The following is a 24,572-nucleotide window of genomic DNA, read 5'->3' on the forward strand; positions in this document are numbered from 1 at the left end:
TGAGCGCCCGGTTCCGGCCGCCAGCACACGCGTGCCCCTTTGTTCGGATCGCTAACGTCGCCTGCGCGGGATCGGGCCGGATGTCGTCCCGCGCCGCCGCTCAGGCCACGGCGCGTCGAGGGACAGCGAGCGGTAGGTCTCCAGGGCGTCCAGACCGAGCGGGACGTCCTCCTCGCCGAGTCCGGTGTGCCCGGTGTGCCCGCGAGCTGGGCGACGGTCGGCGAGGTTTTCGCCGCGGTCGCGCAGATGGCGGGCCAGGCGGTGGGCCACCGGTGGCCAGGCGGCGATCACCCGCCGTCGGACGCCGGTGCGGCGCGCCCCGTCGGACAGTCCGGTCAGGAGCCGGAGGTCCTCGGCGGCGTCCGGGGCAGCGGGGCGGCGTGTGCGGCGTGCGGGTGCGGTGGTGGCCACGGCGGCCCTCTTGCGCACGCTGTGGTGCGTTCGGGCGGCTCGCGAGGGCACGCGGCGGATGACGTCGAACGTGTGGTCCCGCGCGGGCGCCTGTGGTGCCGGAGCACTGATGCCGGATGCCTGTCCACGGGGAGGTGTTCCGCACCTCCTGGCACGCGGGCCCCGCGGAACCCACCCTCCGGCCGCCCCGGCTTCCGGATGTGCGCGCGGTGGTCCGTTGCTCTACTGGGAGGTCAGGCCGCCGCGGTCCGCGCGGCCGTCGCCGGACCGGAGGGACCGATCGTGGCCGAGGCGTCGCCGGGGAGCGGAGCGGAGCGTTCCGAGCGGGTCGGCGCGCTCGTCGTCGGGTCCGGCTTCGGCGGTTCGGTGGCGGCGTACCGGCTGGCGGAGGCGGGTCTGTCCGTCGTCGTCCTGGAGCGCGGCCGGGCGTATCCGCCGGGGAGTTTTCCCCGGACCCCGGCGGAACTGGGGCGGGCCCTGTGGGACCCGAGCGAGGGGCTGTACGGCCTGTTCGACGTCTGGCGGTTCGGGGGCTGCGACTCCCTCGTCTCCAGCGGGCTCGGCGGCGGTTCGCTGATCTACGCCAACGTGCTGCTCCGCAAGGAGGCGCACTGGTTCGTACAGCGGGAGGAACTGCCCGGAGGCGGCCACGAGTGCTGGCCGCTGACCCGCGCGGACCTCGACCCGCACTACGACGCGGTCGAGTCGGTGCTGCGCCCGGTCCCGTACCCGGTGGACACCGAGCCGTACGCCCGTACGCCGAAGACGCGGGCCCTGCGGGAGGCGGCCGGTCGGGTGGGGCTGCCGTGGTCGCCGGCGCCGCTCGCGGTCAGCTTCGCACCGCGCCCCGGCGCGCCGCCCGGCCCCGGCCTGCCGCTGGCGGACGAGCCGTACGGCAATCTCCACGGCGTGCCGCGCGGCACCTGCCGGCTCACCGGTGAGTGCGACCTGGGCTGCAACAACGGCGCGAAGAACACCCTCGACCACACGTACCTGTCCGCCGCGCGTCACCACGGCGCCGAGCTGCGGACCGGGCACCAGGCCGTGACCGTGGAGCCGCTGGAGGGCGGCGGTTACCGCGTGGGTTACGTCGTGCACGACGTGGACGGCGGGCCGCCGGTACGCACCGCCGATCTGCCGCGTCGGCACATCGACTGCGACCGCCTCGTGCTGGCGGCGGGCACGTACGGCACCGTCCACCTCCTGCTGGCCAACCGGGCGCGGCTGCCCGGCCTGGGCCCGGCGCTGGGCACCCGGTTCTGCGGCAACGGCGACCTGCTGACCTTCCTGTACGGCAGGCGGGGCACACCGGTGCCGCCCCCGGACCGGGGCCCGGTGATCACCGGCGTGGTGGGCGAGGCGGACGGCGGTCCGGGGCGCGGGCACATCGTCCAGGACGGCGGCTATCCGGGCTTCCTGAACTGGCTCGCGGAGGGCGTGCGGCTGGTCGGAGGTGCCGGGCGGCTGGCCGCGTTCGCCGCCGGCCTGGCGCGGGACCACGTCCTCGGTGCGGCGGACAGCAACCTCTCCGGCGAGATCGCCGCCCTGCTCGGCCCCGGCGGAGGCTTCCCCGGGGTGCTGCCGCTGCTGGGCGTGGGCCGGGACGTACCCGACGGGGTGATGGGACTGCGGGACGGCCGGCTGGACATCCGGTGGACGACCGCCACGAGCCAGGCGTACTACGAGGGCGTCCGCACCACGATGCGGCGGCTCGCCGACGCGATGGGGACGGGGTTCCTGGACAACCCCGTCTGGTGGTGGCGGCGGGTCGTCACCGTCCACCCGGTGGGCGGCGCGCCCATCGGCGACCGGCCGGAGGAGGCCGTCTGCGACCCGTACGGCGAGGTGTTCGGGCACCCGCGCCTGTACGTGGCGGACGCCGCGGCGCTGCCCGGACCGGTCGGGGTGAACCCGTCGCTGACCGTCGCGGCGCTGGCGGACCGGATGAGCACCCGGCTCCTGGAGGACCGGCCGTCCCGGCGGGCGCACCGCCCGGCTCCGGCGCCGGCCACGGCCCTGACGTTCGCCGAGGTGATGCGCGGCGCGCTGGCCGACGGGCCGGGGCTGGTGCTGCGCCTGACCGTCACCGTCGACGACGTGGACGCCTTCATCGACTCGCCGGACCACCGGGCCGCCGTGCGCGGCGCGGTGGACTGCGATCCGCTGGGCGGCCGGCTGCCGGTACGGGAGGGCTGGTTCAACCTGTTCGTACCGGACGGGCGGCCCGGACGCCGGCGGATGCTCTACCACCTGCACCTGGACGGGCCGCGGGGCCGCCCGCTGACCCTCACCGGCCGCAAGGAGGTGGGCGACGACCCCGGGCCCGACCTGTGGGCGGACACGACCACCCTGGCGGTCGAGATCCGTCACGGGCGGCAGGCACCGGATGCGGAGACCGGGCAGCCGCCGCTCTGTTCCGGCGTGGTGCGCGTGGGCCGGCTGGCCTTCGTCCGGCAACTGGCCTCCATGCGCGCGACGGGTCCCGCTCCGCTCGCCGCGCTCGCCCGGTTCGGGGAGTTCTTCGCCGGGGAGCTGTGGGGGGTGTACGGGCCGGGGCGGTGACGTGTCCGAGCCGCGGGGGCGTGCCCCGCGTGTGCGGGTCACCGCGCGTGCGCGTCCAGGAAGGCGGTCAGGTACGGGAAGATGTCGCGTGCGCTGTCCTTGCCCATGAACACGTCCTGGTGGCCGTAGCCCGGGAAGACGTGCAGCCGGGACACGCCGGGTGCACGGGCGGCGAGTTCGCGCTGGCAGGCGGGGTTGGAGTCGGCCATGACACGGTTGTGCTCGCCGGTGGTCAGCAGGAGCGGGGTGGTCAGGCCGGCCGCCGCCTCCAGGTAGTCGTCGGGCAGGTCGCGGTACGCCGGATCGCCGGGCCGGTACTTGACGGCCCTGCCCGCCCGGACGATCGCCCGGATGTGCCGGTAGTAGTGCACCCCCGTGGCGCCGAACAGGTCCGCCACGCGCTCGTGGGTGACCGGTGACATCAGGGCGTGGTCGTACAGCGCGGGCCGCCCGGAGCCCCACATCGCGCTCACCATGTGGCAGGCGGGCTCCCGGCATTCGGGGTGGAAGAGCGACACCAGGCGGGCGATCATACGGCCGCGGGTGAACCGGGCGTCCTGCGGCCAGGCGGGGTTGAGGTAGGGCAGGCCGAGCACGTACTCGGTCAGTCCGGGGACCACGAGGAGCTTGCAGCGGGACCACCGGGGCGGCCGCAGGACGAGGGCGGAGCTGTTGACGACCGCGCTGGTCACGCCGGTGACCAGGCCGGCGGCCAGGCTCATGGCGAAGGTGACCCCGCCCAGGCAGTGCGCGATCACGTGCAGCCGGGCCGCCGGGCCGATGTGCCGCCGGATCTCGGCGAACGCGGCGGGGAAGTCGTGCAGGGCGACGTCGTCGAGGGTGAAGCGGTGCGCGGCCAGGTCGTACGGGAAGCGGTTGCTCATCCGGTGGTCGAGGGCCCAGACGTCCGGGTAGCCGTGGTCGAGCAGGTAGGTGGTGAGGTCCTCGTGCTCGGGCATGACGAACATGTCGCTCGACGTGGTCAGGCCGTGCACGAGCAGGACCGCGTCGGCCGGTGCGGTACCGGCGGCCCGCGGGCGGCGGTAGCGGGTCAGGGTCAGGCCCAGCCCGTCGCCCGCGGCGAACGGGTGGACGGTGACCTCGGCGTCCCGGACGCCTTCACTGGTGAACAGGGGGATGCGGCGGCGCTGCATACGGCACTGGCCCTCCTCGGCCCCCGTCGCTCGGCCCCGGGACCGAGCATCGCTACGAATTGCCCGGATAGTTCCTATAGACCAAAATATTCCATTGGGGCGACCTCCGCCGTTCACCCGTCCACCCACCGCACGCAATCCGAACGAAACCGGCCCGCCCGATGCCCGACAGTCCCGTACCGCTCCACGGCAACCGCGCACTCGTCGGCCGCACGGAGGTCGTACGGCTCCTCGGCGCGGAGGCGGAGCGGGCCGCCGCCGGCGAGTTCCGGCTCGTCGAGCTGACCGGGGACCCGGGGGCGGGCAAGACCAGACTCCTCGGCGAGACCGCCGGCGCCGCGCTCCGGCACGGGCTGACCGTGCTGCGCGGCCGCGGCACCGAGTACGAGAACGACGTCCCCCTCTCGCTGGCCGTGGACGCCCTGGACGACGAGGTGGAATCCAGGGCCGAGCAGGTACGCGCGGCCCTGGACCCGGAGAGCGCGCGGCTGCTCGCCGACGTCTTCCCCGCCCTGTCGGCGGACCGGCCGGGCCCGGACCCGGCGGCGGCCCCGAGCACCGGTCTCAACCGCTACCGCGTGCACCGCGCCGTACGTCTCCTGCTGGAAGCCCTGGCAGCTCCCGGCGGCCTCGCCGTCCTGCTGGACGACGTGCACTGGGCCGACGAAGGCTCGGTGGAACTCCTCTCCCACCTCGCCCGGCACCCGCCGCGCGGCCCCCTCCTGCTCGCCGTCACCTACCGCACCCGCCAGGCGGGGCCCCGGCTCACCGCCGCCCTCGCCGACGCCGCGCCGGAGCTGCGTACCCGGATCGAGGTCGCGCCGCTCACGCTCCGGGAGACCGGTGAATTCCTCGGCCCTGCTGTGGGTGCCCGGCGCCGCCGCGCGCTGTACGAGGCCAGCGGCGGCAACCCGCTGTACCTGGAAGCGCTGGCCCGCTCCGCTCCGTCCACCGCCGCCCCCACGGGCGACGCCGTCGAGAGCACTGCCCCGGACGACGACGGCCTGCTGCCGAACGCGGTACGCGAAGCGCTGGCCGCCGAACTGGCCGCGCTCCCCGACGACGTGCGGCTGGCCGCCCAGGCCGCCGCCACGCTCGGCGACGAGTTCGAGCCGGGCATGGTGGCCGTCGCCGCGCCGACGACCGAGGCGGAGGCCCTGGCGGCCCTCGACGAACTGGCCGTACGGGACGTGGTCCGCTGCGCGCCCGCCCCCGGGCGGTTCCGCTTCCGCCACCCCGTCGTCCGGCACCTCGCGTACGCCTCCTCCGGCGCGGGCTGGCGGGTCGCCGCGCACGCGCGCGTCGCCGCCGCACTGGACGAGCGCGACGCGCCCACCGTCACCCGCGCCCGCCACATCGCCCGCTCGGCGCGCTTCGGGGACCTGCTGTCCGTCGGCGTGCTCGTCGAAGCTGCCCGCGCGACCGCGTACCAGTCCCCCGCGACCGCCGCCCAGTGGCTGCGGACCGCCTTGGACCTGCTCCCCGAGAAACCCGGCAGCACGGCGACCGGGCCCGCGCCCGACCGGCTCTCCCTGCTCGTCGAGCTGGCCCGGCTCCAGGGCGTCGGCGGGCGGCTCGTCCAGGGCCGCGACACCGCGCTGGAGGTACTGCGGCTGCTGCCGCCGGACGCCTGGGCGCAGCGGGCCCGCGCCGCCCGGTTCTGCGCCATTTTGGAACGGCTGCTCAACCGGCAGGCGGAGGGCCGCGCCCTGCTCCGCTCCGAGCTGGGCCGGGTGCCGCCGGAGCACGCGGTGGACGCCGTCCCCCTGCACCTCCAACTGATCGGCGACAGCCTCATCCGCGCCGACTTCACGGGGGCCGCGGAGCAGTTGGACCGGCTGACCGCCGTACTGTCCCGGCCCGGCGGCGGCGCCGGGACGGCCGGTGACCCGCCCGACGACTGGATGCCGCTGGTGACGCTCCGGCTCGGCTGCGCCTACGGCGCGGGCGACCTGGACGCCGCGCACGCCCTCGCCGCCAAGGCCGAGCGGCTGACGGAGGACGCCACCGACGCCGAGCTGGCCCCGTGGCTGGAGTCGCTGGCCTTCCTGTGCTGGGTCGACGCGATGATGGGTCGGCTGCCGCAGGCCGCCCGCACGGTCGAACGGAGCCTGGCCATCGCCAACGCCACCGGGCAGAGCTACCTCTCCCCGTGGATCCTGACCGCTCAGGCGTTCACGTACGGCCGGACGGGACGCCTCGCGGAGGCCGTCGACCGGGCCGAGGACGCGGTGGACGCCGCGCGGCTGCTCGGCTCCGACGAGTGCGTGGCCCTGGCGCTGGCCGTCAAGTCGCTCATGGTCCGCTGGACGGGCGACGCCGCCGCCGCGCTGGCCCTCGCCGACGAGGCGATCCGGCACGCGGACGGCCGCCGGGAGTGGTGGGCGCGGCTCGGCGCCGTCGGCCGCGGGCTGGCCCTGGTGGGGTTGCAGGAGGTGGACGCGGGGGCGGCGCAGGTGCTGGACGCGTGCGACGAGTTCGTCACGCCGCTGCTGGAGCGGAGCTGCCTGCTGGTGTGCTGCGAGGCGATGGCCGACGCGGAGGCGGAGCGCGGCCGGCCCGGTGCGGCGGCGGGCTGGGCGGACCGGGCCGCGGCGGTGCCGGGCGGCGGCGCGGGATCGGGGCACGCGGTGCTGGCGCGGGCCCACGCGGAGCAGGAGAGCGACCCGGCCGCGGCGGCCCGTGGCGCGGTGCGGGCGGCGGAGCTGTTCGAGGGGACGGGTGAGCGGCTGTCCGCGGCGCGGGCCTGGCTGCGGGCCGGTACCGCGCACGCCGGCTGCGGGGAGAAGGCCGCCGCGCGTACGGAGCTGGCGCGGGCGGCGGAGGTGTTCGGCGCGTGCGGAGCGCTCGGGCTGCACGCCAGGGCCGTACGGGAGCAGCGGCGGCTGGGCGTACGGGCCGGACGGGCGGCGGCGCAGACCGACGGGCGGCTGTCGCGGCGGGAGGCGGAGGTGGCCGAGCTGGTCCGGCAGGGCTTCAGCAACCAGCGGATCGCGGAGCGGCTGTTCCTGAGCCCCCGGACGGTCGAGACGCACGTGGCCCACGTCTTCGCGAAGCTCGGGGTCTCGTCGCGAGCGGCGGTGGCGGGGAGGCTGGCGGAGGTGCGGGGGCCGGAGAGCTGAGGGGGGCGGCGCCGGAGGGATGAGGGGCGGGGGCCTGAGGGGGCGGGGTGAGGCCGGGCCGGGGCAGGGGCACGGGGCAGGAGCCTTGAGGGATGAGGACGGGGCCTTCGGGGGCTCAGTAGCGGGTCTTCCCGGCTCCGTACCGGTTCAGTAGTCGGGCACGTGTTTTCCCCGATGTGGGGAGGGGCCGCCGGGGCGCACGGTGAGGGAGTCAACCTTCCCACCGTTCGGAAACGAGTCCCCGAAATGCCTGAGCTGATCGAAACCCCCACCCCGGCGGCCGCCGCCACCGAGCCGGCCGTCCTCACCGAACCGGCTCCCCCGGCCACCGCCTCCCCGGCGGCTCCGCCGGTCCCGCCACCCCCGGAGACCCCGGTGGTTCCGGAGACCGCTCCGACCCCTGAGGCCCCGGAGGTCCCGCAACCCCCGGCAGCCCCCGAGGTCCCGCCGCTGGAACCGTTCCTGGACCCGTTGCGGATTCCGCCGGTCCTGCGGCCGGAGACGGACCCGGAGACCGGCCGCGCCGAGCTGACCGTCACGACCCGCCCCGTCCGCATTCAGTTGCACTCGCAACTTCCCCCGTCGCTGATGTGGGCCTACGAGGGTCAGGTCCCCGGGCCGACCGTCGAGGTGCGGCGCGGCACCCGGCTGCGGGTGTCCTGGGCCAACGGGCTCAGCGGCCCGTACCCCCTGATCAAGGTGGAGACGCGGGTGCCGGCGAACATCGTGCGCCCCGGTTACGACCCGGCGGCCGACACCTTCGACCGCAAGGTGGCCGCGCTGCCCCCGTGGACCGTGGTGCACCTGCACGGCGCGCGGACCAGCGGCGTCAACGACGGCTGGACCGACAACGCCGTGCCGCCGGGCGAGACCCAGCTCTCCGAGTACGTCAACGACCAGGCGTCCTGCACCCTCTGGTACCACGACCACGCCATGAACATCACCGCGCTGAACGTGATGACGGGCCTGGCCGGCATGTACTGGATCCGGGACGACGAGGAGACGGCACTCGGCCTGCCGGACGGCGCCCGCGAGATCCCCCTCGTACTGTGCGACCGCAACGTGGACACCGACTGGAAGGGCCGCCCGACCGGTGTGCTGATGCACAAGGTCCTGCGGGACGACCAGGACGTGCCGCGGCCGTTCTTCGGCCCGTACAACGTCGTCAACGGCGTCGTGCAACCGCACCTGGACGTGGCCGCGCGCTGGTACCGCCTCCGGATGGTCAACGGCTCCAACGCGCGGTTCTTCACCCTGCGTCTGTGCCACGAGGACGGCACGCCGGTAGACCCGGAACTGGTCGCCCGCGCCTTCCACCAGATCGGTACGGACAGCGGGCTGCTGCCCGAGCCGGAACCGCTGCCGGAGCAGGGTCTGACCCTGGCCCCCGCTGAACGCGCCGACATCCTGGCCGACTTCTCCGTCCTGCGGGGGATGCGCGTCCACTGGACCGACACCGCCACCAACCCGCCGGGCCCGGCGCCCTCGCCCGAGGTGCTGCAGTTCCGGGTCGCGGACGAGGCGGTGGACGACCCGTTCACGCTGCCGGGCCGCATCAGCCCGTCCTACGTACGGCTGAGCCACGCCACGGCCCCCGACCACGAGCACCGGTGGATCGTGCTGACCCCGCCCGCCGTGACCGGGATGCCGATGATGTGGGAGATGGAGACCGTCGAGGACGCCTCGTCGGTGGAGATCCCCAGTGACGGCATCGTGCAGGTGCAGCGGCCGGGACAACCGCTGCTGACGCTGCGCCGGGTCGCCGAGATGTTCAACGACACCACCACGATCATGGCGCGCGAAGGCGGCTGGGAGCAGTGGAACGTACTGAACCTGGGCGGCCCCGTGCACCCCTTCCACATCCACCTGATCCGCTTCCAGGAGACCCGGCGCCAGAACTACGACGGCCGCGGCTTCCAGCGGCTGACCAACGGCGACGGCACGGTACGCGGTCACGGCACCGTCACCCCCGTCACCTTCACCGGGGACCTGCCCATCGAGGGCGCCGACCTCGGCTGGAAGGACACCGTACGGGTCGGCGACACCAGGCCGGCGCCCGCCGGGTCCGGCCAGCTGGTGTCCGTACTGGGCCAGTTCGACGGCGGCTCGGGGCGCTACATGTACCACTGCCACATCCTCGAACACGAGGACGAATCGATGATGCGGCCGTTCACGGTGATGCCCGGTCCGGTGATGGACATGCACCCCGGCATGCACGGGGGCGGCGGCCACGGAGGCTCGGGGGGCCACGGAGGTCACACGTCATGACATATCCGCTTCCCACCCCGCAGAACCCCGCCCGCACCGCCCCGAAGGAGCGAACCACCATGATCACCTCGACGGACACCCCCGGCACACCGCACCTCCGGCACCGCGACGGACGCCGGGTCCGCCCCACCGGCGGCCAGACCCGCGTCCTGCCGGTGGAGAGCCCCGCGCAGCTCTGTGAACGGCTGCCCCTCACCTACCACGCGGCGCACACCGTCATGACGGCCCGGCACGACGCCGTGCGGGTCCTCGACGGCCGGGACGACCGGCTGCTCGTCATCGTCGGGCCGTGCTCCGTGCACGACCGGGCGGCCGCCCTCGACTACGCGTCCCGGCTGCGGGACGCGGCGGCCGGACTGGCGGACGACCTGCTCGTCGTGATGCGGGTCTACGTCGAGAAGCCGCGCACCTGCCTCGGCTGGCCCGGCCTGGTCGGCGACCCCGGCCTGGACGGCGGCGCCGACCTCGGCCGCGGCCTGGCCGAGGCCCGGTCCCTGATGCTCGACATCGCCGAGTCGGGGCTGCCGGTGGGCTGCGAATGGGTCAACCCGGCCACCCCGGCGTATCTGTCCGACGTCGTCGCCTGGGGCTCCGTCGGGGCCCGTACGGCGGCGAGCCAGGTGCACCGCGACCTGGCCAGCGGCCTGCCGATGCCGGTCGGCGTCAAGAACGGCACGGACGGCTCGGTGCAGGTCGCGGTCGACGCCGTACGGGCCGCGGCCGCACCGCACACCTTCCTCGGCGCGTCCGGCGCCGGGCCGGTGTCCGTGCTGCGCACCAGCGGCAACCCGGACTGCCACGTCGTCCTGCGCGGCGGCGCGGACGGCCCCAACTACGGTGCGGCACACGTGCACCGGGCCGCGGAACTGCTGGCCGAGGCCGGGCTGCCGGTCCGCGTCGTCGTGGACGCCAGTCACGGCAACAGCGGCAAGCAGCACGAGCGGCAGCGGGTGGTCGCCGACGACCTCGCGGTGCGGATCGCCGACGGTGACACCACCGTGCGCGGCCTGCTCCTGGAGAGCTTCCTCGTACCCGGCCGCCAGGACGCCGGAGCCGGCCGTGAGCTGGTCTTCGGACAGAGCGTCACCGACGCGTGCATCGGCTGGAGCGGCACCGCCCAGCTGCTGCGGGAACTGGCCGGCGCGGCACGCGCCCGCCGCGCCTCCTGCCCCCGCCCCCGCCGGGCGGCGGACCCCGATTCCGCCGTCCTCGGCACCACCCCCTTCATGGAGAGGACCTGACCGTGTTCACCCCGCTCCGCTACCCCAGTACCGACCGCCACCCGCCGGACGGCGGCGCCGGCGACCGGTCCCCCGGCCGGCCGGCCACGCGGCCCTTCGACCTCGGTGACGTCGCCCGCTTCAGCAGCCCGCTGACCCGGATGCTGCTCGCCAGCGACGGACTGACCACCACCCTGCTGGAATCCGCGCTCGCCACGCCCCTGCGGCTGCGTGTCCTGCACCAGGGCACCGCGCCCGCCGCCGCGCAGGACGCGCTGGCCCGCCGCTGCCTGAGCCTGGGCCGGGACGAACAGGTCCTGGTACGCCGCTCCGCGCTGGCCGACGCCGCGCTGACGCCCGTCTCGCTCAACACCGTCGTCGGGCTGGTCCCCGACGACCCGGCGCTGGCCGCGTGCCTGACCAGCGGCCGTACGCCGATCGGTTACGGCCTGCGGGCCGCCGGCGCGATGCGCACCCGGCGGCTGGTGGAGGTCGGCGTGGCCGGGTGGGAACAGGACGGCCGGGTCCGGCCCGCCGTGTTCAAGGCGTACGTGGTCCTCGACGGTGACCGGCCCTGGCTGTTCATCCGCGAACTGTTCAACCCGCGACTGGTGCCCGCCGGTACGGAGTACGACGGGCACGGGGGCCCGGCGCCGGGCAGCGGTCCGGCGCCGGTCCGGCCGCACCCGGTCGTCGTCCCGTCGCCGCCGGCCCGGCAGCGGCTGGCGGGCCGTCCCCGGCCCCTCACCGAGGAGATCGGTCGCTCCGGGTCCGCCGTACCGGACCCGCATCCGGCGCTGGCCCCGACGGCGGGCGGCGAGGCGTTCCTGCTGCACCTCGGGCGCCACGCGACCGGAGCGCTGACCACGGTGGCCTCCGGGCTGGCCCACTACGTGGCCGGTGTGCCCGTCACCGTCGTCACCGGCGGGCACCCGCCTCCGGGCGTGCTGCCGCGCGAGGCACGGTGGGTCGCCGAGGAGTACCGCGCGACGGCCCGTTCCCACCCCTGGCTGGGCGACTTCCCGCAGCTCATGTCGTTCCTGGACGCCTGCCCCCCGGCCATCGCCGGGCAGGTCCGGTGGACGGCCGACGGTGACCGGGTGCCGCCGCCCGGCGCCGTGGTCGGGCTGCGTCCGCGACCGGGTTGTCATCCCCGTGCGGTCGCCGCGCGGTGTGCGGCGCTCAATCCGGGCCGGGTGCCCGGGCGACTGCTGCTGGCGGTACGGCTCGCGCCGGACCGGATCGTGGCCGAGCTGCCCGCGCTGATCGAGGCCGTGGCCTCCACCGGCACCCCGGTGACGTGGGTCTGCGCGCCCCGGCCCGGCGGGGCCACGGCGGCGGCCGAGGTCGACACGTTCTTCGACACCCATTACTCGGTGGGCAGCCGGCCCGGCGGTCTGCTGCTCGACGAGAACGGCCGTACACCGGCCGAGGTGCTGCGGACGGTGCACACCGCCGCTGCCGCCTGGCAGCCGGTGCCCTGACCGGCCCGGGTCTCCCCCTTCCCCCTCCCCTCCTCCCACCTGCAAGGAAAGCGAGCCTCTCATGTCCGGCCGACGCCACACCGACATCGCTCTCATCGACGAACAGGGCCCTCTCGCCCGCCGCGCGCTGCGCGCCGCGGTCACGGACCGGGCCGCCGAGCTGGCCGCGCTGGGGCTGCGCCCCGGCGACCGGGCGGTGCTCTGCCGCCCCAACGGCCGCCGGTGGATCACCGACTACCTCGCGCTGGCGGAGCTGGGCGCCGTGGGGGTACCGCTGAACGCCGCTTCGGCGCCGGACGAGCTCCGGCACGCGGCCACCGACAGCGGCGCCGCGCTCCTCCTGACCGCCGAAGGGCCCGGCCCACCGCCACCGCCGCCCGACTCCGGGTCACCGCCCCGCTCCCCCACCGCCGAATTCACCACCGACCTCACCGGTATCGCGACCATCGCCTATACCTCCGGCACCACGGGACGCCCGAAAGGAGCGCTCCAGACCCGGCGCGCGGTGCGGCTCGGCGGGGAGAACATCGCCCGGCGGCTCGCGCTGGGGCCCGGTGACACGGTGCTCAGTCCGCTGCCGCTGGCCCACACGTACGGCACCAACGTCCTGAACGCCGCGCTGTCCGCCGGGGCCGCCCTCGTCCTCGTCACCCGCTTCACCGAGGAGGCGGTGGCCGAGGCGCTGCGCCGCCACCGCCCCACCGTGCTGGCCGGGGTACCGACGATGTACCGGCGGCTGCTGGCCCACGCGGGGCTGCCGCTGGAGTCGGTGCGCTGTTCGCTCTCCGCGGGCCAGCCCGCCGGTGAACGGCTCGCCCGCGCCTGGCAGGAGCGGTCCGGTGCCGTCTTCGCCGAGGGCTGGGGCATGACCGAACTGGCCGGCCTGGCCTCGCTCACCCCCGCCGACGACCCCGGCCACCCGGGCACCGCGGGCCCGCCCGTGCCGGGCGCCGGGGTCCGTACGGGCGAGGACGGTGAACTGCTGGTACGCGGGCCGTTCGTCACTCCGGGCTACCTCGGCTCCCCCGAGGCCACCGCCCACGTCCTGATGCCCGGCGGCGAACTGCGCACCGGGGACGTCGGACGGATGACGGACGACGGCGACGTGACCGTCCTGGACCGCCTCAAGGACGTGATCCTGTGCGGCGGTTACACGGTCTACCCGGCCGAGGTGGAACGGGTGCTCGCCACCCACCCGTCCGTGGCCGCGGTCGCCGTCACCGCCATGCCGGACGCGGTTCGCGGCGAGGCCCCGCAGGCATGGATAGCGACCGCCGAGGGCGAAGCCGCCGACGAGGCGGCGCTCCTCGCCCACTGCCGGGCCCACCTGGCCCCGTACAAGATCCCCCGCCGTACGACGTTCCTGCCCGAACTCCCCACCACCGCGGGCGGCAAGGTCGCGCGCGGCCGGCTGCCCCGCTAGGAGGCCGTCATGAACACCACCGCTGCACCGCACGTCCTCGTCGTGGGCGCGGGCCCGGTCGGGCTGGCCACGGCCCTGCTGCTGCGGGCCCGCGGTCCGGCCGTCACCGTCCTGGAGGCGGCGGCCGAGCACGCGCCGCGGCCCGGCAGCCGGGCGATCTTCCTGCACCGGCAGTCGCTGGCCACGCTGGCCGCCGCCGATCCGGCGCTCGGCGCCGCGCTGGTCGGCAACGGGCTGGTCTGGGGCGCGCGATGTACGACATTCGAGGGCCGGGAGGTCCATCGCCGTACGTACACCCCGCCTCCGGCGGACCGCGCGCCGTTCTCCAGTCTTCCGCAGCCGGTCATGGAGGAACTGCTGCGCGCCGCCTGCCGCCGCGCCGGTGCCGACATCCGCTGGGAGAGTCCGGTCACCCGGCTCGCTTCCTCGCCCGAGGGCGTGGTGGTGCGCACACCGGAGTCCGAGCACCGTGTCCCGTACGCGGTCGGCTGCGACGGGGCCAGGTCGGCTGTGCGCCGGGCCGTCGGCGTACGGCTGCGCGGCCCCCGCTCCCCGCACGCGTTCCTGGTGGTCGACGTCGCCGACGACCCCGCTCGTCCGCTGCCGTGCGAGCGGGCGTTCCACTACCGCGACCCGCGGATGGCCGGGCGCAACGTGCTGACCGTGCCGTTCCGCGGCGGCCTGCGCGTGGACGTCCAGTGCCGTCCGGACGACGACCCGGAGGCGTTGTCCGAGGCCGCGGCGGACTGGCTGCCCGGCCTGCTGCCGGACGGGCACGCCTGCGCGGTCACCTGGTCCTCGCACTACCGCTTCCAGCAGGTCGTCGCCGACGATCTCACCGACATGCACGGCCGGGTGCTGCTCGCCGGGGAGGCGGGGCACCTCTTCGCCCCCTTCGGGGCACGGGGCCTGAATTCGGGCATCGCCGACGCGGCCGCGGCCGCCGACGCGATCGCCACCGGCGACGTGGCCGGCTTCGCGGCCGCCCGCCACCGGGCCGCCCTGCTCAACCGTCAGGCGGCCGGGCGCGCCCTGGGCCACCTCACCGCGCCCGCTCCCTGGCAGCGCGCCGCGCAGCGGCTGGCGGCCGCCGCGGCGCCCCGGTGCGCCCGCGCCGGGCGCTGGCTGGACTCCGCCCCGTACGGCCCGCGGGACGCCGGTGTCCCCGGGAGCCGCTACTGAGTGCCCGCGTCGCGCGTTCCTCTCCCGTGCGGCGCGGACGGCTCACTCCGTCATACCTCACCGGCCTCATACGGCTCAGCCGTCACCTCTGCTCCCGAACCGCCTTGCGCAGGGCCCCGATTGCTGCATCCTGGTCACTCACGACGGTGGCCACGAGGGGGCGCGGTGCAGTCCCGACGTGATCTGATGATCCGGGAGTTCGTCGGTCGGCGGCTCGTCCGGGCGCGCGGTGAACACACCCAACACCCGGCCCTGTTGCTGCTCGGGCCCCGCGGCAGCGGCAAGACCACGCTGGCGGGGCGGCTGGAGACCTGGGGCCGCCGGGCACCGATGGCCGCCCTGGACCTCTCGGCGCTCGACGACGGGGTGCACCACCCCGTCGACGTCCTGGCCCGCATCGCCTTCCAGCTCAACGCCCGCCGGCCGGACTTCCCGCCGCTGGCCCTGCCGTCCTTCGCCGTCCTGCTGATGGCGCTGTCCGCCGAGGCCGACCCGGAGAGCCGGGACGCCGCGCTCGGCCAGATGCGCGAGGCGCTGCGGACGGGCCGTGCGGAGGACCATTCGCTGGCGGTGCTGCGGGATCTGGTGGCCTCGGTCGGTGTGCCGATGGGGCTGCCCGGCTGGTCGGCGGCGGTCGTGCCGCTGATACAGGGGTGGCAGCGGGCCCGGGTGTGGTGGGGCGTGCACCGGAGGGTCGGCCGGGTACCGCGCGGCGGCTCCCGGCCCCAGGTCCCGGCGGACGCCCTCGTCGAGCTGAACCAGCACTTCCGGCACGGCACGGCGGCCCAGCGGGAGCGCGCCGAGTCGGTGCTGCTCCAGGCGTTCCTCGCCGATCTCCAGGGCGCGTACACCCGACACGGCGGCGACCGCGCCCGCACCCTGCGCTGCCTGGTGCTGCTGGACAACGCCGACAGCGAGCTGGGCGACGCGTTCCTCCAGGCCCTGGTCGAGGCGCGGGCCACCGCGGGGCCGGAGCACCGGGACCCGCTGGTGGTCGTGGCGAGCGCGCGCCGCGCGCCGGACGTGCTGCGGCAATTGGAGCAAGGGCCCCGGCCGCTCGGCAGCTACCTGTCGTGCTGGCAGCCGCCGGAACAGGAGGACGGACCGGAGTCGTTCGTGCCGCGGACCGTCGCCCGGCCCGGCGGCGGCGCCCGGCTGGAGGTGGCGCAGTTGCGTCCGCTGGACCGCGCCGAGGTGCAGGAGCAGGCCGGTCCGTACGTGAAGCGGATGCCGCAGGCGGCGCTGGCGGGCATCACGCATCCGGTCGCCTGGCTGGGCCGTACGGTCCACGAGCTGACGCGCGGCCACCCGGCCGCGACCGGTGCGGTGCTGGCCGCGCTGGAGGACTTCGCGCCGGACGTGCCCTGCGGGCAGCGGCTGCGCAGGGTGCTGGCGCCCGAAGGCCCGCACTCCGTCGCGGACGAGCTGCTGGAACTGCTCCTCCAGGACCTGCCGCGGGAGCTGGCCGACGGCGCGCTGCCCCGCGCGGCCGCCGCCGTCACCCTCGGGCAGGCCGCGAGCGCCGCCGACCTGTGGCGGCAGGCCGACGCCCCGCCGCGGCTCCTGCGCGGCCTGGCCCACGACGACCGGCACGCCGAACGGATCATCTTCGACGGACAGCCGCACAGCGCGCTCCCGGCCATGGTCCGCACCCTGCTGCTGGGCCGGCTGTCGCTGGCCACGGCGCCTGCCGACGCCCGTGTGCCGTGGGTCCGTACGCACGAGATCCTGCGGGACGCGGCCGAGTCGGGGCGGGCCGGGGCCTACCACCGGCTGGCGGCCGGTGACGTCCAGGGGGCCGCGGCCTATCTGCACGAGCGCTTCCTCGACGTGTGCGGGGGCGGTGGCTCGGCGCAGGCGTGGTGCGCGGAACTGTCCTTCATCCAGCGCGCGCCGCGCCGCTGGGAGGCGGACACGCTGGAACGCTCGGCGGGCGCGGAGTTCCAGCACCGGCTCGCGCGGGCGCAGAGCCCGCCCGAGCAGTTGACGGTCACCCGCCTGCTGGTCGCCGGGTGGATCACCACCCACCCGGCGTCCGATCCCTGCGCGTCGCTGTGGTCCGACCCGTTGGGCGACCCGGTGGCCGAGCTGTACCCGAAGATTGCCGATGCACTGCAGACCCTGAGCGGCCGGCTGGGCGACGAGACGGACCACGACGTGCTGTGGCAGCGGGCGGCCGCCTACGAGAGGAAGCCCTGGTGACCGTCGGATGAGTGGCGAGGACCAGCTCACGGCCCCGCGGCCGCAGCCCCGCAGATGGCTGCGGGCCGCCGTCGCCGTGGCCGTCGCGGGCGCCCTGGGCGTGGGCGGGTACTGGGTGTACGACAGGGTGTTCGAGCGATGTGCGGACGGGGTGCGGGAGCAGGGGCCGCGGAACGAGTGCGTGGGCGTCAGCGACGGCTCGTACGTGTTCGACGCCTCGCTGCGGGACATCTCCCGGCAGATCCTCGCCGAGAACCGGCGGGTGGCGGCGTCCGGCAAACCCTGGGTGTCGGTGGCCTACCTCCAGCCGATGACGACGGGCACCGGGGACCGGGGGCGCGACAGCATACGCCGGGAGCTGGAGGGGGCCTACCTGGCCCAGCGCGAGCTGAACGACCCGCGGCGTGGCGGGCGCGGCGACTCGCCGCAGATCAAGCTGCTGCTGGCGAACAGCGGTGCCGGGTCGGCGCAGTGGGAGCCGCTGGTGGACCAGCTCAAGGAGATGAAGGACGGGGGCCAGCACCTGGTCGCCGTGGCGGGTCTCGGGCAGAGCCGCCGGACCACCCAGCAGGCGGTGGACGCCCTGCGGGAGGCCAGGATTCCCATGATGGGCTCGACGGTGACCGCCGATGCCATGAACCGGCCGGGGCAGACCGGCTTCTGGCGGGTGGCGGCGACCAACTCCGACCAGGCGTCGGCCGCGGTCCGCCACCTGCGGACCCTGCAGAACCGCCCCGGACAGCAGCGCCCGTACCGCGTGACGACCATCAGGGACCGCAGCGAACAGGACACCTACAGCACCTCCCTGTACCGGAGTTTCAGCGCGGCCGCCGCACGCCACGGCCTGAAGGTCACCGACCTGGGCCTGGCCTACAGTTCGGCCGACCCGGCCACCGCCAACGCCTTCTCCTCGCTCGCCGACCGGGTGTGCGCCGACCCGCCGGACGCCGTGTACTTCGCGGGCCGGGGGCGGGCGCTGCGCGTCTTCATCGAGGCGATGGCCGCCGCCGGCCGGCGCTGCCCGACCACGGTGGTCACGGCGGACGACGTGGTGGGCGTCTTCGACGTGCCGGAGAGCTACGAGTCGCGCCAGGCGTTCCGGAAGGTGTGGCAGCGCAGCCGGGTCACCGTGCATCACACCGTGCTGGCCCACCCCGACCAGTGGACGGACGCGTACCCCGGCTCCGTCAACCCGCTGCCGCAGTTCCGCGACGCCTACCGGAAGGACATCCGCCGGCTGGACACCGAACTGGCCGACGGGCAGGCGATGATGGGCCACGACACCCTGCTCACCCTGGGGGTGGCGATCCGCGAGGGCGCCGGCCGGCAGGGCAGCAGCCCGGTCACCACCGGCAGCACCCGCCAGATGCTGCTCCAGATCAGCGGCAGCAAGCCGGTGTACGGCGTGAGCGGGCCGATCCGCTTCGACGACCACGGCGATCCGGTGGGCAAGCCGCTCGCGCTGGTGGAACTGAAGCCGGACGGCTCGTACGACTTCCGGAAGGTGGTGTGGCCGTAGGGCGGCTCTCCTACGGCCCGCAGGGCGGCGTTCACGCGGCTCGCGCTGTCCGCGGTGCGCCCGCCCGGGCCCGCAGTCTGCTGCCGTAGCGGCGCAGGAGCAGGACGGCGGTGGTGGCGAGGCCGGTGAGCAGGCCGAGCCAGATGCCGAGGGCGTGCAGTCCCGCGGCGAAGCCCAGGAGCCAGGCGGCGGGCAGGCCCACGGCCCAGTAGCCGACGAGGGTGATGCGGAAGCCGCTCTTGGTGTCGTCCAGCCCGCGCAGGAGACCGACGCCGATGTTCTGGGCGCAGTCGAAGAATTGCAGGACCATGACGACCAGCAGCAGGTGGGTGGCGATGGTGACGGCTTCGGTGTCCCGGGCGCGGCCGGTGTCGAAGAACGGGGCGAGGACCGGTCCGGGCAGCGTGACGTAGACGACCGCGACGACGGCCATGACGGCGCCCGCGCAGGCCAGTGCGGAGTTCTTGATGCGCAGCGCGGTGTCGGTGCGGCCGAGGGCGAGTTCGCGGCTGACGTTGACGGACGCGGCGTGGGAGAGGCCGACGGCGACCTGGAAGACGATGTAGACGAGCTGGTTGACGGCGGTGTGCGCGGCCAGTGCGGCGCTGCCGAACGAGCCGGCCATCAGGGCGGTGACGGAGAAGAACCCGGCCTCGGACCCGTAGGTCGCGGCGATCGGCACTCCGAGCCGGACGATGCGGACGGCCGCGGCGCGGTCGGCCCCGGCGATGTTCAGGCTCAGGTGGGGGCCGAGCACCGGGTCGCGTTTCGCGGCGGCGTACAGCGCCAGGAAGGAGAGGAAGTACACGAGGGTGGTGGCCACGCCCACGCCGGGCAGGCCCAGCTCGGGCAGCCCCCAGGTGCCGTGGATCAGCCCCCAGTTGAGCGCGGCGTTGACGGCGACGGAGGCGACGGTGATGCGCAGCAGCGCCTGCGGCCGCCGCATCCCCACGGTGAACTGGCGGACGGCCTGGAACCACAGACACGGCAGCAGGCCCGGCGCGAGGGCGAGCAGCATCGTCCGCGCCCGGTCGACGACGTCCGCCTCCTGGCCGAGCCGGGTCAGCGCCTGGCCGATGAGCAGCATGAGGACGGCGCCCGCCAGTCCGGCGAGGGTCGCCACGGCCAGCCCGGCGCGGACGGTCGTACGGATTTCTTGGTCCCCCGCGCTCGGGCCCGTGTCCGCCGGCCCGGCCCCCGCGGCTTCGGCCCGCGCGGTCTCGGCGCGCGCCGAAGCCGCGGCGATGCCGTTGCCGACGGAGGTGACGAGGCCGACGCCCATGGTGCGTAGCTGGTTGAAGACGACGATGGCCAGCCCGCCCGCCGCGAGGTCGGTCGTGCCGAGCGTCCCCATCATCACGGTGTCGGTGGTCGTCAGGGCGACCTGGGCGAGCTGGGTCAGGACGAGGGGGACGGCGAGGGCGGCCAGGGCGCGGCTGTCGCGGAGGAGCGTGGTCACCCGCATGGGTCGGCTCATGTCCTGCGGAGTTTGGTGAGCGTCTCGTCGATTTCGCGTTCCAGGTCGCGGTCGAGGAGGGCGCGGGCGTGCATCCAGTCGTCGTCGAAGACGGTGTCCAGGTACTTCTCGCCGCCGTCGTTGACCAGAGCGACCATAGTGGTGCCGGGCGGGGCGGCGGGGAGCCGGGACAGGGCCTCGTGGACGACACCGCCCGCGGAGCCGCCGATCAGCAGGCCGGTCGCGCGGGCGACGGCGCGGGCAGTGGCGAATGCCTCGATGTCGCCGGCCTTCACGCCGTCGTCGATCAGTCCGAAGTCGACGAGCGCGCCGATCTCGGCGCCTTCGGGCGTGCCGGTACCGGACTGGTAGTAGTCGTGGGCCGGTCCGCCGAAGGCGATGGAGCCCTTGGGTTCGACGCCGACCGTCCGGCAGCCGGGGACGAGGGCGCGCAGTTCGCGGGCGGTGCCGCAGAGGGCGCCGCCGGTGCCCACCGCGCCGATCAGGACGTCGATCCTCCCGTCGAGGGCCTGGTGGAGCTCGTGGGCGACGGGGAAGTAACCGATGCCGTTGCTGGGGTTGTTGTGCTGTTCGGTGAAGACGGTGTTGTGCTGTCCGCGGGCGATCTCCGCGGCCAGTTCCTCCCGGGCGGCGGTGGCCAGCTCGTCGGTGCCGTCGTCGGCGACGTGGACGAGTTCGGCGCCCAGGGCCCGCATGGCGCGCAGTTTGTCGGTGCAGGCGTGGTGGTCGACGACGGCGGTGAAGGTGTAGCCGCGCTCGGCGGCGATCACCGCGAGGCCGAGGCCGGTGTTGCCGGAGGTGGACTCGACGATGCGGCCGCCGGGCCGCAGTTCGCCGCGTGCCTCGGCGTCGAGGACCATCTGGCGGGCCATCCGGATCTTGGCGGTGCCGGTCGGGTTGAACATCTCCAGTTTGAGCAGCAGGCGGCTGCCCGTCTCGGTGCGGCACAGCTCGTACAGCGGGGTGCGGCCGATGAGGTCGGATATGCGGGAGACCACGGCGGGGCGCGCGAGGGCCTCTTTCACTGGGCGGCTCCTGGGCGGGGAAGGGCTGGTCACGAAGGGGGGCGCGACGACGGGCCGAGGCGCGTTCCTCAGCGCGCGGGGCGTCGGTCGAGACGCCAGCGCGGCCGGGGGTCCAGGCGGTCCACGACGACCTTGGGCGGCAGCGGCAGATCGTGGAACGGGGACTCGTTCGAATCCATCTGGTACCCGGCGGTGTTCGGGTAGACCAGCAGGTCGCCGACGCGCGGCCGGGCGGGGAACGGGACCTTGCGCCAGGTGAGCAGGTCCGACTCCAGGCACGTCGCGCCGCCGACGCACGCGGGGTGCACCGCGTCGCCGCGGGCCCGTCCGTCCGGGGTGACCAGGTACGGGTCGGGCAGGTACTCGCTGTTGAACCACTGCTCGGAGAGGCTGAGGCTGGTGCCGTCGACCGTGAGGACGCGGTAGCCGTCACGTTCCTTGACGCCCTGGACGCAGAAGACCGACGCGCCGGCGCCGTCGAGCAGGGCCCGGCCGGGTTCCGCCATCAGCAGCGTGGCGGTCTCCTTGAGCCGGTCTGCCAGGCGGGTACGGCCACCCGCGGGGACGGCGGCGAGGACGGCGCGCAGGGCGTCGGCCCCGGCGACGGGCGAGTGGTACGGATAGAAGCCGTCGGCCTCGAACGTCTTGTGCGCGTGGTAGTGCGCGGGGCGCTGCGCGGCGAGGAACGCCTGCCAGTGGCGGGCGCTGCTGTAGTCGACGGCGAAGCCGCCGCCGATGCTGATCCGGTCGGCCCGCAGGCCCAGTTCCCGCGCGCGCAGGCACCGGTCGAGAAGCTCCCCGGCGAGGTCGGCGCGCGGCTGGACGGCGTATCCGGACAGGTGGAAGCTGAAGCCTTCCATCCGTACGGCGTCCCCGGCGCGTACGCACCGGTCGAGTGCGGTGTCCAGCTCGGCGGCCGTCATGCCGAAGCGGCTGTGCGGCTGCGCGGGCGGCAGGCGGCGCAGCAGCAGGCGGGCGGGGCGTGCGGTGCCGGTCAGGGCGAGCGTGACGAGGAGGTCGAGTTCGTCCAGGGCGTCGACGGCGACCAGGCAGCCCTGGAGTGCGGCCAGGCGCAGCAGTGCGTCGCTCTTGGCCGGCCCGGTGACGACGATGTGCTCGCCGCGTACACCGTGGCCGAGGGCTTCGCGCAGTTCGGGGACGCTCGCCACGTCCACGCCCGCGCCGTGCGCGGCGCAGCGTTCCGCCCAGACGGCGGCCTTGTTGGCCTTCTTCGCGTAGTACACGCGCCCGGCCACCCCGGCGCCGTCGAGGGCGGCGCGGAAGGCGGTGAGGTTGGCGTCGAAGCGGTGCGGGAGCAGGAAGTGGAAGGGGCCGCCGAAGGCGTAGGACAGTTCGTGCAGCAGACCGCTGTCCATGATCCGGTCGGTTCCGGGGTCGGGGTGGGCGGGCAGCGTCGGTACGTCGGCTGGGCGCAGTCCGGTCACCGCCACAGTGCCACCTGCGTTCCCAGCCCCTGGTCGAGGGCGAGTCGGGCGAAGCGGTGGCCGAGGGCGATGTCGGTGACGACCAGTCCGCTGTTGTAGGCGAAGACGCGTTCCCGCGCCGTGCCGCGGCCGGTGGCGGTACCGGCCAGTACGGCCGGGAACTCGGCGTCCACGGCGGGCAACCGGCCCGCCGCGTCCGCCATGTCGGTGCCGGTGACCTTCATCTGCGCCTCGCTGGTCGCCACGACCCGGTCGGCGCGGTGCAGGGTGGACGGCGCCAGTCCGTGTCCCACGAGGACGGACAGCGCGCCGGGCCGGAGCCAGTCGGCCTCGACGGCCGCCGTGGTGTGGCCGCCCGCGGTCGCCACGACGACGTCGGCGTCGCCCGCCGCGGCCCGCAGGTCGGTGACGCGTTCCACGTCCCGGTCCGGGAAGTGGGCGCGCAGTTCTTCGCGTACCGCCGCGATGCCCTCGGGGTGGCTGCCGTACAGCATCAGGCGTTCCAGGTCCGGCAGGGTCGTCAGCAGGAACGGGAGGGTCAGGCGGCCTTGCGTGCCGGTGCCGACGACCAGGGCGCCGCGGGCGCCGGGCGGGGCGCACTCGCGGGCCAGCAGGGCGGAGACGGCCGGGGTGCGCAGCGAGCCGATGCGGCCGCAGTCCATCAGGGCGACGGGCAGGCCGGTGATGTCGTCGTAGAGCGTCAGCGTCGTGTAGTAGTGCTGGCTCCCGCGGTCCTTGTCCAGGCCGTGCTTGTACGAGGTCTTGACGGCGACGACGTCGCGGGAACCGTCCCGGCCGAGCATCGCGTAGGCGACGGAGTGTCCGTCGTCGGGTTTGACGGTGAGTTTGCGCGGGTTGTCGGAGCCGCCCGCGGCGAGGGTGCGGTAGGCGCCTTCGACGGTGGCCACGACATCGGCGAGCGCGATGCCGAGGCCGGCCAGGTCGCTGGTGGTCAGGATGCGCAGGGTGCGGTCGCCGGCGGATATGGAGCGGGAGCAGGCGGCCACGGTGCTGTCGGTCATGTCCGTCCTCGGGGAGCTGCGGGCTGTCATCCGGTGCGGTTGGTCATCCGGTGTGGGCTTCGACGGCGGCCTGACCGTAACCGTGCTCCGACGCCTCGGCCAGGGGGCGCGTACGGCGCGCGGGGACACGGACGGAGGCACGCTTGAGCCAGCGGTCGGTGCCGTCGTAGCGGGCCCGGAAAGGCACCCGGCCGTGTACGACCAGGTCGTTGTCGACGACGAGCACCTCGCCCGGTGCGAGGCGCACGGCGCCGGATACGCGGGCGAGTTCGTGCTCCAGGCGCTCGTAGGCGGCGCGATGGGCGGGCGGCGCGTCGTCCAGGGGGGTGTAGGCGGGGTCGAAGCGCAGGGTCAGGCCGTCGTCCGATCGGAAGAGGGTGGGGACGGCGGGCGGCGGGCCGCCGTCGAAGTTCTTGGCCTCGGTGTACGCGTCGTCAGGCAGGATCGGCAGCAGCGGGCGGCTCAGCAGCTCGATGTCGGCCGCGTCGAGCCGTACGTTGCGGATGCCGGCCGCCGTGGTGGCGATGCGGTCGTGGTTGCGCATGCAACTGAGCATGAGCAGGTGGGCGCGGCCGGGGTGGAAGGCGTCCTCGGTGTGCGGGCTGAGCAGCACGGTGCTGCTGGCGCCGGTCTGCTCGGCCTCGTGGCCGGGGGCGGGGACGATGTTGTGCACGAAGCGGCCGTCCTGCTGGCCTTCCCAGGCGAGGGGGTTGCCCATGGCGGTGGCGAGCAGCAGCAGGACGACGTCGTGCACGGCGCCGCTGTCGCCGGCGGCGGCCCAGCCCGCCGGGGTGGGGCCGAGTTCGAGGTCGTCGACGTGCAGGCCGCGCAGTACGAACAGGCCGTCGTCGGTGTCGACCGGCCGCAGTTGGTGCCGGACCGTGCCGGGCAGTACGGCGGCGGACTCCGCGACGCGGGCGAGGAGATACGGGGAGGCGGCGGAGGTGCCGGCCGCGGCGAGGATCTTCTCGGCGGTGCGGCGCAGTTCCGTGGCGTCGGCGGGGTCGAGCTGGCGGACGGGGGCGGCTCCCGTGGTCATGTCGAGGCAGTCCGTTT

Annotated in this window: 16 protein-coding genes; 9 read left to right on the forward strand and 7 right to left on the reverse strand. The window is 75.0% G+C overall.

The window, feature by feature from the left end:
• Positions 1–51 precede the first annotated feature (51 nt).
• On the reverse strand, positions 52–411 hold the full coding sequence (locus tag AB0A97_RS10630; protein WP_361147485.1) for a hypothetical protein: 360 nt from the start codon (positions 409–411) through the stop codon (positions 52–54).
• 282 nt (positions 412–693) lie between these two features.
• Here AB0A97_RS10630 and AB0A97_RS10635 point away from each other — a divergent pair, with 282 nt between their 5' ends.
• The gene (locus AB0A97_RS10635) at positions 694–2,973 is read left to right on the forward strand and encodes a GMC family oxidoreductase (protein WP_361147488.1); all 2,280 of its coding nucleotides are present in this window, start codon (positions 694–696) and stop codon (positions 2,971–2,973) included.
• Positions 2,974–3,011: 38 nt separating this feature from the next.
• Here AB0A97_RS10635 and AB0A97_RS10640 read toward each other — a convergent pair whose 3' ends face one another.
• Positions 3,012–4,127, reverse strand: a complete 1,116-nt coding sequence (locus AB0A97_RS10640; protein WP_361147490.1) for an alpha/beta fold hydrolase — start codon at positions 4,125–4,127, stop codon at positions 3,012–3,014.
• A gap of 161 nt (positions 4,128–4,288) precedes the next feature.
• On the opposite strand from AB0A97_RS10640, the gene AB0A97_RS10645 reads away from it, so the two are divergent.
• From AB0A97_RS10645 to AB0A97_RS10680, 8 genes are all read left to right on the forward strand, one after another.
• Positions 4,289–7,249, forward strand: coding sequence for an AAA family ATPase (locus AB0A97_RS10645; RefSeq protein WP_361147493.1), 2,961 nt, complete (start codon positions 4,289–4,291; stop codon positions 7,247–7,249).
• Positions 7,250–7,495: 246 nt separating this feature from the next.
• Positions 7,496–9,517 carry a multicopper oxidase domain-containing protein gene (locus AB0A97_RS10650; protein ID WP_361147496.1) on the forward strand — a complete coding sequence of 674 codons (2,022 nt, stop codon included), beginning with the start codon at positions 7,496–7,498 and terminating at the stop codon, positions 9,515–9,517.
• Positions 9,514–10,758 (forward strand): 3-deoxy-7-phosphoheptulonate synthase, encoded by a 1,245-nt coding sequence (locus AB0A97_RS10655; protein ID WP_361147499.1) that lies wholly within the window; start codon positions 9,514–9,516, stop codon positions 10,756–10,758. Before AB0A97_RS10650 ends, AB0A97_RS10655 begins: the two co-directional genes overlap by 4 nt.
• Positions 10,759–10,760: 2 nt before the next feature.
• The gene (locus tag AB0A97_RS10660; protein ID WP_361147502.1) at positions 10,761–12,221 is read left to right on the forward strand and encodes a 3-deoxy-7-phosphoheptulonate synthase; all 1,461 of its coding nucleotides are present in this window, start codon (positions 10,761–10,763) and stop codon (positions 12,219–12,221) included.
• 61 nt (positions 12,222–12,282) lie between these two features.
• On the forward strand, positions 12,283–13,644 hold the full coding sequence (locus AB0A97_RS10665) for an AMP-binding protein (protein ID WP_361147504.1): 1,362 nt from the start codon (positions 12,283–12,285) through the stop codon (positions 13,642–13,644).
• A 9-nt stretch (positions 13,645–13,653) separates the two neighbouring features.
• Positions 13,654–14,826, forward strand: coding sequence for an FAD-dependent monooxygenase (locus tag AB0A97_RS10670; protein WP_361147507.1), 1,173 nt, complete (start codon positions 13,654–13,656; stop codon positions 14,824–14,826).
• Positions 14,827–14,991: 165 nt separating this feature from the next.
• Positions 14,992–17,028, forward strand: coding sequence for an ATP-binding protein (locus tag AB0A97_RS10675; RefSeq protein ID WP_361147509.1), 2,037 nt, complete (start codon positions 14,992–14,994; stop codon positions 17,026–17,028).
• Positions 17,029–17,035: 7 nt separating this feature from the next.
• A complete protein-coding gene (locus AB0A97_RS10680; protein WP_361147512.1) occupies positions 17,036–18,547 on the forward strand; it encodes an ABC transporter substrate-binding protein in 1,512 nt (503 codons plus the stop codon).
• A 31-nt stretch (positions 18,548–18,578) separates the two neighbouring features.
• Here the strand turns inward: AB0A97_RS10680 and AB0A97_RS10685 are convergent, their stop codons facing one another.
• From AB0A97_RS10685 to AB0A97_RS10705, 5 genes are all read right to left on the reverse strand, one after another.
• Positions 18,579–20,024 carry an MATE family efflux transporter gene (locus AB0A97_RS10685; RefSeq protein ID WP_361147515.1) on the reverse strand — a complete coding sequence of 482 codons (1,446 nt, stop codon included), beginning with the start codon at positions 20,022–20,024 and terminating at the stop codon, positions 18,579–18,581.
• Positions 20,021–21,049, reverse strand: coding sequence for a cysteine synthase family protein (locus AB0A97_RS10690; protein ID WP_361147518.1), 1,029 nt, complete (start codon positions 21,047–21,049; stop codon positions 20,021–20,023). The genes AB0A97_RS10685 and AB0A97_RS10690 overlap by 4 nt, the downstream gene beginning before the upstream one ends.
• A 68-nt stretch (positions 21,050–21,117) precedes the next feature.
• A complete protein-coding gene (locus tag AB0A97_RS10695) occupies positions 21,118–22,500 on the reverse strand; it encodes a Y4yA family PLP-dependent enzyme (protein ID WP_361147521.1) in 1,383 nt (460 codons plus the stop codon).
• The gene (locus tag AB0A97_RS10700) at positions 22,491–23,516 is read right to left on the reverse strand and encodes an ornithine cyclodeaminase family protein (RefSeq protein ID WP_361147523.1); all 1,026 of its coding nucleotides are present in this window, start codon (positions 23,514–23,516) and stop codon (positions 22,491–22,493) included. Before AB0A97_RS10700 ends, AB0A97_RS10695 begins: the two co-directional genes overlap by 10 nt.
• 43 nt (positions 23,517–23,559) lie before the next feature.
• Positions 23,560–24,555: a TauD/TfdA family dioxygenase gene (locus AB0A97_RS10705; RefSeq protein WP_361147526.1), complete on the reverse strand. Its 996-nt coding sequence runs from the start codon at positions 24,553–24,555 to the stop codon at positions 23,560–23,562.
• Positions 24,556–24,572: the final 17 nt, after the last annotated feature.

The organism is Streptomyces sp. NPDC045470 (genome assembly GCF_040646595.1).
Taxonomy (GTDB): Bacteria; Actinomycetota; Actinomycetes; order Streptomycetales; family Streptomycetaceae; genus Streptomyces.